At 35.3% G+C, this 9,598-nt stretch carries 14 protein-coding genes and 1 pseudogene; 2 read left to right on the top strand and 13 right to left on the bottom strand.

Annotated elements, in window-relative coordinates; all coding sequences use genetic code 11:
* From AC220I_RS13630 to scfA, 5 genes and pseudogenes are all read right to left on the bottom strand, one after another.
* Positions 1-206, bottom strand: a pseudogene (locus AC220I_RS13630) (protein translocase subunit SecF); the annotation flags it as partial.
* Positions 207-211: 5 nt separating this feature from the next.
* On the bottom strand, positions 212-1,507 hold the full coding sequence (gene secD / locus AC220I_RS13625) for a protein translocase subunit SecD (RefSeq protein ID WP_486724397.1): 1,296 nt from the start codon (positions 1,505-1,507) through the stop codon (positions 212-214).
* 12 nt (positions 1,508-1,519) lie between these two features.
* Entirely contained in the window at positions 1,520-2,026 is a 507-nt protein-coding gene (locus AC220I_RS13620) for a gamma carbonic anhydrase family protein (RefSeq protein ID WP_486724396.1), read from the bottom strand.
* On the bottom strand, positions 2,023-3,387 hold the full coding sequence (gene scfB / locus AC220I_RS13615; protein ID WP_486724395.1) for a thioether cross-link-forming SCIFF peptide maturase: 1,365 nt from the start codon (positions 3,385-3,387) through the stop codon (positions 2,023-2,025). The genes AC220I_RS13620 and scfB overlap by 4 nt, the downstream gene beginning before the upstream one ends.
* Positions 3,388-3,462: 75 nt before the next feature.
* Positions 3,463-3,603, bottom strand: coding sequence for a six-cysteine ranthipeptide SCIFF (gene scfA / locus AC220I_RS13610; RefSeq protein WP_486724394.1), 141 nt, complete (start codon positions 3,601-3,603; stop codon positions 3,463-3,465).
* Between the two features lie 280 nt (positions 3,604-3,883).
* Here scfA and AC220I_RS13605 point away from each other — a divergent pair, with 280 nt between their 5' ends.
* Entirely contained in the window at positions 3,884-4,744 is an 861-nt protein-coding gene (locus AC220I_RS13605) for a hypothetical protein (RefSeq protein ID WP_486724393.1), read from the top strand.
* 21 nt (positions 4,745-4,765) lie between these two features.
* On the opposite strand, the gene AC220I_RS13600 is transcribed toward AC220I_RS13605, so the two are convergent.
* Positions 4,766-5,656 carry a helix-turn-helix domain-containing protein gene (locus AC220I_RS13600; RefSeq protein ID WP_486724392.1) on the bottom strand — a complete coding sequence of 297 codons (891 nt, stop codon included), beginning with the start codon at positions 5,654-5,656 and terminating at the stop codon, positions 4,766-4,768.
* 58 nt (positions 5,657-5,714) lie between these two features.
* Between AC220I_RS13600 and AC220I_RS13595 the strand changes: the two genes are divergently transcribed.
* Positions 5,715-5,855 carry a hypothetical protein gene (locus AC220I_RS13595; protein WP_486724391.1) on the top strand — a complete coding sequence of 47 codons (141 nt, stop codon included), beginning with the start codon at positions 5,715-5,717 and terminating at the stop codon, positions 5,853-5,855.
* 353 nt (positions 5,856-6,208) lie between these two features.
* Here the strand turns inward: AC220I_RS13595 and AC220I_RS13590 are convergent, their stop codons facing one another.
* From AC220I_RS13590 to AC220I_RS13560, 7 genes are all read right to left on the bottom strand, one after another.
* Positions 6,209-6,628, bottom strand: coding sequence for a VOC family protein (locus AC220I_RS13590; protein WP_486724390.1), 420 nt, complete (start codon positions 6,626-6,628; stop codon positions 6,209-6,211).
* A 135-nt stretch (positions 6,629-6,763) separates the two neighbouring features.
* The gene (locus AC220I_RS13585) at positions 6,764-7,240 is read right to left on the bottom strand and encodes a tetratricopeptide repeat protein (protein ID WP_486724389.1); all 477 of its coding nucleotides are present in this window, start codon (positions 7,238-7,240) and stop codon (positions 6,764-6,766) included.
* 198 nt (positions 7,241-7,438) lie between these two features.
* On the bottom strand, positions 7,439-7,609 hold the full coding sequence (locus AC220I_RS13580; protein WP_486724388.1) for a hypothetical protein: 171 nt from the start codon (positions 7,607-7,609) through the stop codon (positions 7,439-7,441).
* 49 nt (positions 7,610-7,658) lie between these two features.
* A complete protein-coding gene (locus AC220I_RS13575) occupies positions 7,659-7,901 on the bottom strand; it encodes a hypothetical protein (protein ID WP_486724387.1) in 243 nt (80 codons plus the stop codon).
* A complete protein-coding gene (locus AC220I_RS13570) occupies positions 7,888-8,448 on the bottom strand; it encodes an AAA family ATPase (RefSeq protein WP_486724386.1) in 561 nt (186 codons plus the stop codon). Before AC220I_RS13570 ends, AC220I_RS13575 begins: the two co-directional genes overlap by 14 nt.
* 151 nt (positions 8,449-8,599) lie before the next feature.
* Positions 8,600-9,220 carry a lactate utilization protein gene (locus AC220I_RS13565; protein WP_486724385.1) on the bottom strand — a complete coding sequence of 207 codons (621 nt, stop codon included), beginning with the start codon at positions 9,218-9,220 and terminating at the stop codon, positions 8,600-8,602.
* A 35-nt stretch (positions 9,221-9,255) separates the two neighbouring features.
* On the bottom strand, positions 9,256-9,598 hold a 343-nt coding region (locus tag AC220I_RS13560), incomplete at its 5' end, for a GNAT family N-acetyltransferase (protein WP_486724384.1).

Below are 9,598 nucleotides of genomic sequence, written 5' to 3'. Positions count from 1 at the left end.
GGTGAAAGATCAAACGCTTTGATCACGTCATTTACTTCACTCACCGAAACCGTTTGGTTAAGGTTTACTTGCATCATGGTACCGCCAGTGAAGTCAATACCGAAGTTAAGGCCATTTAATAGCATCATGACAATGCCTAGGATGATTACAGCACCTGAAATACTGAACCATAATTTATATTTTGGTGTAAAATTAAATTCTTTCATTTCAGCTACCCCCTTGATCCATAGAGTTTTTTACGATCTGTGAAACCAAGTGATAGTTTCAATAACGTTTTAGTGACAACAACTGCTGTAAACATACTTGAAATGATACCGATCATAAGCGTTACTGCGAAGCCTTTGATTGGACCTTCACCAAATATGAATAAGATAACAGCTGCTATGAAAGTAGTAACGTTTGAGTCAATGATTGTTCTCATCGCACGGTGGAAGCCACTGTCGATTGAAGCTCTTAGTGATTTTCCAACTTTCATTTCTTCTTTTAATCTCTCGAAGATAATAACGTTGGCATCAACTGCCATACCAAGGGATAATACGATACCAGCAACACCTGGTAAAGTTAATGTTGCGTTAAATCCAATCATGGCATAAACCACGATTACCGCATATAAAGCAAGTGCAATCGATGCAATGGCACCAGGAATACGGTAGTAGATTAACATAAACAATACAACTAAAAGTAAGCCTATTTTAGCAGCGTTTAAAGCTGATTTAAGTGAATCAAGACCTAAAGTAGGACCAATTACAGAGGTTTGAATTTCTTCAAGCTGTACTGGAAGTGCTCCACCTCTAATAAGAGTTGCAAGCTCGTTAGCAGTCTCAAGTGAGAAATTGCCTTCAATAACGGCTTCACCTTTTGCAATAACTGAATCTACAAAAGGCGCTGAAATAACTTTGCCATCGAGTAAAATTGCAATTTGACCGTTAATTGTACCATTTCCTGAAGCTGCCTTAGTACCTTCAGTAAATAAATTTGTACCATCACTATCAAATTTTAAAGCAACAACTGGCTGGTTGTAAGTATCTCTTGAAACATAAGCATCATCAATATTTTCACCAGTTAAGACTGTTTCTGATTCAAACATTTCCTTAGTCATACCTGCATAGGCAAGTGTGCTACCGGTTACTCTAGCAAACTCAAGTTGAGCCGTTTGACCAATCAAATTGATGGCTTCTTGCGCATTGCTGACACCTGGTAATTCTATTCTAATTCGCTTGTCACCTTGAATCGTGATTACTGGCTCTGTTAAGCCAAGTTCATTGACACGTTTCCCGATTACTTGCTTCGTTTGTTCCATTGTTCTCGTTAAGTCTGTTCCTGTCTCATCTGTAAGCGCTTCATACACAACGACTACGCCGCCCTTGATATCAAGGCCTAAATTCATTGAATCTTCTACTGATTCTAAAGTGTAACTGCCGATAGTTAACCCGTTCATCGCCACAAATGCAAGACCTGCTATAAGTGCAACAACTAGGAAAAACAAGATCGTATTTTTTCCTTTCATCTAGAATCCTCCCTATTTTGATTTATGATGTTGTGACAATTCCACGTAACCTAAAGCAGATTGCTCAATGTGTTCGATTTCTTCATCCGTTAAGGTTCTTACAACCTTGCCCGGTGAGCCAACAACTAATGAATTGCTTGGAATTCTCTTGTTTGGTGGGATTAGAGCCCCCGCTCCTATGATGCAATTTTTTTCTATATAGGCACCATCTAAAACGATCGCTCCCATGCCTATAAGCACATGATCTTCCACAGTACAGCCGTGAACGATGGCACCATGCCCAATAGTGACCTTGGCGCCAATCTTAGCTGGAAAGCCATGACTGACATGAATGACGACTTGATCTTGAACATTTGTATGATTTCCAATAAAAATAGGTTCAACGTCACCCCTAACTACTGTATTATACCAAATGTTCGCATTTTCTTCTACTATTACTTGTCCTATGATATCAGCACTTTCTGCAACAAAACAGTCTTGTTGAATTTGAGGTTTGAAAGATTTAAAATCCTTTATCATAAGTCACCCTTTTCTTCATTGAGCTTCCCATAAATATAAATTGAGCACTCAATGCGTTTTTTCTCGAGCTCACATCCCAAGTCATAAGGGATGTAAATGTCTTTATTAAAATTGTAAGCATTTGCATGACAGCCACCACTACAGTAGAATCTCGCCCAACACTCACGACATTTTTTCTTGTTGTAAACATGTGCATTCTTGAACTCGTTAGTCAAACCGAAGTCAAGAAGTCCAGCCATGACATTGCCCATTTTAAAGTGGTCATCGCCAACAAACTGATGACATGGATAAATATCTCCTTCAGGAGTGATTGCCAAATATTCGGATCCTGCACCACAACCTGATAGACGTTTTACCACACATGGTCCTTGCTTCATATCAATTGCAAAATGGAAGAATGAGAACGCCTTCTCAGTGCCTTTTCGCTTGATGAGTTCTTCCGCCAGTTCATCATATTGGCTATTGATGTATTCAATATCCTCTTCTGAGAGCGCATAATGGTCATCTGGATGTGCCACTACAGGCTCAACTGACGTGGATTTAAATCCTAAATCAGCAAGGTGTAATACATCCTTTGCGAAGTCTTTATTATATTTGGTAAACGTCCCTCTTACATAGTAAGATTTGCCTTCACGACCATCAACGAGTTTTTTAAATTTCGGTACGATCACATCATATGTGCCACCACCTGAAATCGTATATCTCATCTTATCATTGGTTTCTTTTCTTCCGTCAATACTGAGTACGACATTTTCCATGTTCTCATTGACATATGCCATAATCTCATCATTTAGTAATACGCCATTGGTTGTAAGTGTAAATCTAAAACGCTTATTATTTGGGCCTTCTAAACTTCTACCATAATCAACCAATTGCTTAACCACCTCAAAATTCATAAGGGGTTCACCACCAAAGAAATCCACTTCCAAATTTCGGCGGTTACCTGAATATTGAACCAACAAATCAAGGGCTTTTTTACCCACTTCAAAAGACATCATTGAACGATCGCCTTTAAAGTCTCCTTGAGATGCAAAGCAGTATGCACATCTTATATTACAGTCATGAGCGATGTGTAAACACATTGCCTTGATGACAGGACTTCTATTTTGAAATTCGATTGAGTTTACATATTGATCATCTGTAAATAACATATCATGCTCAATCAATTCATCTATTTCATCTATTGTTTCTTTGATCATCTCTTCTGGATATCGATCCATGAGACTCTTTACGACATTAATGGGAGAGGTTTTAGGATAATATTCTAATACATCGAAAACGATTTCATCTACTACATGCACCGCACCACTATTTACATCAAGGACAAAATAAAGATCGCCTTGCTTAAACTTATGAATCATTAAATCCTCCATTTCTAGTGCTTGCCAAAAGGCATGAAGAAAAGCAGCTTCAAGCTGCTTTCTAAACTGAAGCTATTATTTATTTTCACATTCTTGATTTCCAACAGTACAAGAAGTTTTGCAAGCTGATTGGCAAGATGTTTGACATTCTCCACAACCACCATGTTCAGCAGAGCTTTTTAATGTTCCACTGTTTAAAGTTTTGATATGCTTCATCTCATTTCCTCCTTAAAGTCTTACTGACTTATTTTGTAAATTTCTAACGAAAAGAAAACACAAATCATTATACCATACTTTTATTTAGTTGAAAAGTGCATAATATGTGTCCTCATTGGAGGTGATAATCAGGTGTTTGGTGACTAGACATTTTTGTCTATTGAAACCCAAAACTACTATTGATAATATTCAATTAACAACTACATATGTAAAAGCATTTGTAGTTGAAATTCAAAACGCAATCTAGAGGCGGTATTTATGAAACGCGCACTAACGCAATTTGGCTGCTTTAATAGCAGGTACGCTTTCACTTCCAGCTGCTCCAGCATTAGCAATAGGTAAAAATGTTTTGACCTATTTGGGTTTTGGGCTTAGTGTTACATCATTTATAATTCCGCATTATGACGTTGATTCAGACTATGAACAAATAGAGTACTTTTTAACAGATAAAAATTTCTCTGGACATACCAACAGTTTTTATGGTACGAAATATAAAATTACACAGGCTGGAAGAGGTTCTGGGGATATATACTATGATGGCAATTACTTTGCATATTCACCTTGGAAAAATACCACTTTTGGTATGACTGTATATACACATATGTTTGCATATAGCAACTATTCTATTTCGTCATGGAACTCGCTTTTAAAAATGAGAAAGGAGAAGAGAATGACCTCTAAACAATATTTAAAGGCTCTGATTTTGGGGACTTCACTATTATTCATAGCTGGAATACTCTTCTTCCCAATATCTGAAAAGCAGCTCTCGCAAAACTATATATCACTCATAGAAAATAGAGTTGAAAAATCAATTACTGTCCATCAGATTGAACCTACAAAAGGTTCAATCTTTTTCCTAGTTGATACCGATGAGAACACGACATTAATTATGCATGCCGAAAAATTCTTGTTTTTAAACAGGTATAGGCTTTTAAATCCCATAACAACTAGCATAACGCAAATAGAAACAAGTAATTTACTAAGTGATATCAACATTTCTTTGATTAATAAGTCAATGACTATTAAGGAAGAGAAGGCAATCATCAAACACGCATGGCCACTACTCATGGTTTACTTAGTTTTTCCAGTGATTGTTTTTATGCAGAATTACAATAAAAAGAAGCATTACTACAAAAATTAAAGGGCTAAAGTGTAATAATTGCTAAACATAATTTTCAATTAAGGTTGTATAAATTGTCTTAAGTTGATAATGATCGACTCGATTTTGAGACAATAAAATATAAAGTATCAAATAGTGTTTGCCCCTTTCGACATCACCGGCTTTATAATATGCTCTTCCACCAATATTATAAAGCCTGTCCAGCTGACTTAAACAACTATTTCGAGTACAACAAGCGATTCCTTTTTCTGCATAATCAACAGATTTACCATATTCATGATTCATGAAGCTGATTTTAGATAAGTTATACAAGGCTCTTAAATATGGTGCAAAATGTCTTATCTCATGATCTGCTTCGTAGTAATTTATCAAATGATACATCAGTTTTTGTGCATGAACTAAATCATCTTGTTCTAATAGAAAATAGATGATGGTGCTTACTATTTCAAGCTCTATTTTAGATAAGCTGTCACTAAAAACATCATCTACTCTTTCCAAAGATTTAGTCAACCGTAATAATGACACAAAATAGTCTGAATTACCATTAAATTGATTCGTATGTATTTGTGCACTTGATTTAAGCCAAAGAACTTCTTGTTGAATTGCCGTATCATTAATGTGATCTATATAATCAAGTTTTTCAATCTCACTAAGTGCTTTGAAATACTGATGCTTATTATAATATCGATATGCATCATCTAGGACTATTTTGATTATATGACCATCCTTTTCACTTGAGTAAGGTAAATATTTTAATAAATCGTCACCTATTCTAGTTGAGAATCCTTGCAATATAAATGCGCTTGGACTGCTTTCATTAGATTCAATTCGTGTCAATTGCCTGATTGTACAAATACCTTGTGCTAAGTCCTTTTGAGTGATTCCCTTGTTGATCCGAATTGATTTAATTATTGTTCCCAAATAGTTATTCATCATATGCTCCTTATTTATACTTAAGTCAAATTAAAAAATATTGAATGGAGGTTTAAAAATGAAGAAAAACAAACTCATCACAATCATGTTGGCTGTCCTTATATTAATAGGTGGTGTTGCAATAGTTAAAACCAATCATGCACATTCTTGTAACAATGAGGATGAAGGCTGGAGCTATGTTGTTCAGTTTCTCGCCTAGAAATAAAAGACTATGTAGTTTATAGTGATCACTTTCATTATATTAAATACATAATGAATTACAATCCATATGGCTTCATTGTCCAGATTTGAGTCCTAATTAGAAAAAAAAAATGGACTGACTAATTAAAGTCAGTCCATTTTTATTATATATCATTCGTTTTCAGCCAACTTTGAGAGGCATTTTCAACTTGAGAAAAGCGGTTAGATGAGATGGATAACGACAAAACAAGGTTTTGGCGTTAAATGATTGTATACAACAAAATTTGAGCCGAAAGCTGTGATGAGAAATGTTCAATCTCAAACAGCGTCAGCGAAAATTGGTTTGAGACATCGAAGGTGGCTCAAATGTTGTTATGTTCTGCTTGACATAGGATGCGCCTCATTAAATTGAAGTAAATCCCACTGATTCCCATATAAATCTTTAAAAACTGCGACTGTACCATAATCAGCTTCTTTAGGTTCTCTTACAAATTCAATGCCATTTTGCATCATATCATTATAGTCACGCCAAAAGTCATCCGTTTTTAAAAATAAAAATACCCGCCCACCTGACTGATTTCCTATAAAATCTTCTTGAGTTGAATTTGAAGCTTTAGCGAGTAATATGGTTGTACCTTTTGACCCTTTTGGAGCTACTACAACCCATCTTTTATCTTGCTCTGGCTGATAAGTATCTTCAAGAAGTTCGAACTTTAGTTTTTCAGTATAAAACGCTATTGCCTCGTCATAGTCTCTTACAACAAGTGCAATATGTACAATAGATTGAATCATATGCCCACCTTTTTCTATTTAATTCTCTGCTCTCCAATTACGCGTCCTCCAAAAGAGGATTAAAAGAAATAGATTTTCTTCTTAATAATGTCGAGAACAAAATTTTATTGTATCATCCATATAAAAACCCTTTACTCAATCTACCACGTGATCTAAATTACTTGAGTAATAATTGATTGCTTTCGAATAGCGTTTAATACTCTGGTCCTCTGAAGTAGTCGCCAATAATTTTAAAAGTATGTCCATTGATTGTGAGTGTGTCTTCAAATTGTATAAAGTCATTGCATAAAAAACTTTCAGTGAATTATCATCAAACTTTGAGATTGCCTCTTCAAAGATACATTTTGATTTTTCATAATTTCCTATTACTCTATAAGTACTTCCAAGACCAAGATAGGCTTCCTTCAAATCTTCATCAGGTAGTCCTAAGGCAATGGATTTTTCATAATATGGAATTGCCTCTTTTTCCAGTTCAAGAACATCATAACTCCAAGCACACTGATAATTTACGATTGCATCGTCTGGATATTCTCTAACGAGTGATTTGAGCAGTTCATTTGATTCAATCAACTTCCCCAAGCTTCTGAGTTTTATTGCTTCCTCAACACGCATACTTGCCTCCATTTTCTTAACCAATAAGTTATCACGACATCGTCTATATTAACCCTTCATAAGGTACGCTTAAAAGAATCTAGGATTAAAATAATTTTAGGATTTAGAAAATTTAAAATTGAAAAGAATTAGAATAAAATTTAATTAAATCTTATAACAAACCTATGTATTACCAGCAATAGTGTAAGCTATATATCTTTACGAATCCCAATGCTCATCTTCACTCATGTTTTTTAGTGCCTCGTTCCTCTTAAGCGCTTTATTATATTCAAACTCTTCAAGTGCTGATAAAACAGCTGATCTCGTTACAGCATAAAATATGCCCAAACCAATCACAAAAAGTATCAAATTTAAAACCAAAACTGCCATGTGGGGCCTCCCTATTTTTCATTCTATAGATTATTGATTTACATCAGATTTATTTATTCTGCTGATCAATCTTATCCATTAGCAAATCTATTTTATCAACGATAATCTTAGTACAAGTTAATACTGTCACCACCATAGATACGATTAGTGCATGCGTCATTAAATGATAAGAACTCTCAACAGATGTGTAACCTAATTTTGAGATCATTGGGCTTAAAATCAAAGCAGATCCAAAAAAAATTAAAAGGGTTATTATTATGATTCCGAAACAACCTAAACTATTCTTTTCCATGACATTCTCCATTTATTATCTTTTTAACTAAAATCATTTTTTGTTCAAGTGAAATGTCCTCCTCTATTTTCAGTACCTTACACTTCAAAGTATCAAGCCACTGATAATGCAAGGCCTTACTTCTAATGTCAAGACCACCTTCATCATAAGATGCTGCCCAGTCCATAAAAGTGGTATAGGCTTCAAACCTGGCATTTCCTTTGAGAATTGCGTCGCCGTTGCGTTCTTTTTCTCGAAGTTCAAGACGCTTCATTCTGACCTCTTTAGGAATTCTAAGGTATATGACTAAATCAAAGTCATCTATAAAACAATCTCCCCAGCCACATAACGAACCAGTGAGAACCCATCTATCGTGAAGATTTATATCATTTTTGATAAGGTCAATTCTCTTGGATACATCACGTTTTTCTGTAAAAGGGGGTGTTGTCGGCATCCAAAAGTAATGATCGGTATCTAAATGCTTAAAATGTAATTCACTTTGTATTTTTTCACCTAATGTTGTTGTGCCTGAACCTGATGCGCCTAGAATATGAATATGCTTTATCATATGATTTCTCCCTGATGTAATCTTTTTTTAAAATTAATATTGAATCTTATGCAGTGAGCTACAACAAATCCGACAAATTACCCTATAGACCATTAAGGTGATATGCTAAATTGAAGGGGTCATCGTTTACTTCCAAGAAGGCATAAAAGATTTAGAAGCCCAAAGTTTCATCCATTACAAGGATCTTCATTCTCCCCTTTTGATGCTGGCCCCTAATTATAGAAACATAGTTACAAACCCTTTCACTTTGAACACAATCACTGCATGCCTCTCCACGAGTGCAAGGCGGATTTCTTTTAGCTCTTTTTGCATTTAAAGGGGTGGCTACATTAAGTGCCCTCTTGATGGCGTCTTGTTCTGTTTTTTCAATTTTATTCGTTCCAACGATTAAAAGGACTTTTTCTGGCCCATAGGTAATCGCAGCAACACGATTGCCACTATGGTCCACATTGACAATCTTTCCATCCAAAGAGATTGCATTTGCACTTGATATATAACAATCAGAAGTCAAAGCCAACTTCTTAACTTTTGTAATTTCATGTTTTGAACTAAAAAGGGTTTTATCATACACAGTCTTTCCCATAGCTGAAAGGGTCTCTGTGATGCCTAATACCTTTAAAGACTGAGAATTTCCAACGCCAATTGTATTGTACTGACCCACAATAACCTTAAGCCCCTCTAATAAAGCTTCTCTTGTATCATAATAATCAATTTCAATATTTCTTTCTTGAAAACTTTCTTTCATTTTTAAAACGTCAACTTTCGTCATCATAGAAGCCCCTCTCAAATATAAGACGATTAAAAGATCTACTTTTTTATTGAATATAAAAGGCCATCCACAAAGCTACCCCTTATCTTTAAAACTTGATCTACTTTTCCGACTTCAACAAAACCATTCTTTCTTAAAACACTCTGTGACCCGTAATTGTCTATGGCAGTCCCCGATGATATCTCTACAATATCCAGTTCTTTAAAGGCCTTGTCTACAACAAGCTCGACCGCCTGACTAGCATATCCTAAGCCTTGATGGTCCATATCGATTCTATAACCAAGATCTGCTTTACTTCCCAGATTACTTTTACTTATCTGCAGATTAATTCTTCCAACAAACCGGTTGGCATCATCACGAATAATGTGCATTAAAAACAAG

It is taken from the genome of Fusibacter sp., from assembly GCF_057447755.1.
Note: the sequence above shows the minus strand (reverse complement) of the source record. Positions and strands in the feature narration are given on the sequence as shown.

Excerpts from the sequence above, each read along its gene's own strand:
- scfB (WP_486724395.1), bottom strand. The coding sequence starts at position 3,387 with ATGATTCATAAGTTTAAGCAAGGCGATCTTTATTTTGTCCTTGATGTA.
- AC220I_RS13585 (WP_486724389.1), bottom strand. The coding sequence starts at position 7,240 with ATGCGTGTTGAGGAAGCAATAAAACTCAGAAGCTTGGGGAAGTTGATT.
- AC220I_RS13620 (WP_486724396.1), bottom strand. The coding sequence starts at position 2,026 with ATGATAAAGGATTTTAAATCTTTCAAACCTCAAATTCAACAAGACTGT.
- scfA (WP_486724394.1), bottom strand. The coding sequence starts at position 3,603 with ATGAAGCATATCAAAACTTTAAACAGTGGAACATTAAAAAGCTCTGCT.
- AC220I_RS13595 (WP_486724391.1), top strand. The coding sequence starts at position 5,715 with ATGAAGAAAAACAAACTCATCACAATCATGTTGGCTGTCCTTATATTA.
- secD (WP_486724397.1), bottom strand. The coding sequence starts at position 1,507 with ATGAAAGGAAAAAATACGATCTTGTTTTTCCTAGTTGTTGCACTTATA.
- AC220I_RS13570 (WP_486724386.1), bottom strand. The coding sequence starts at position 8,448 with ATGATAAAGCATATTCATATTCTAGGCGCATCAGGTTCAGGCACAACA.
- AC220I_RS13580 (WP_486724388.1), bottom strand. The coding sequence starts at position 7,609 with ATGGCAGTTTTGGTTTTAAATTTGATACTTTTTGTGATTGGTTTGGGC.
- AC220I_RS13565 (WP_486724385.1), bottom strand. The coding sequence starts at position 9,220 with ATGATGACGAAAGTTGACGTTTTAAAAATGAAAGAAAGTTTTCAAGAA.
- AC220I_RS13575 (WP_486724387.1), bottom strand. The coding sequence starts at position 7,901 with ATGGAAAAGAATAGTTTAGGTTGTTTCGGAATCATAATAATAACCCTT.
- AC220I_RS13600 (WP_486724392.1), bottom strand. The coding sequence starts at position 5,656 with ATGAATAACTATTTGGGAACAATAATTAAATCAATTCGGATCAACAAG.
- AC220I_RS13590 (WP_486724390.1), bottom strand. The coding sequence starts at position 6,628 with ATGATTCAATCTATTGTACATATTGCACTTGTTGTAAGAGACTATGAC.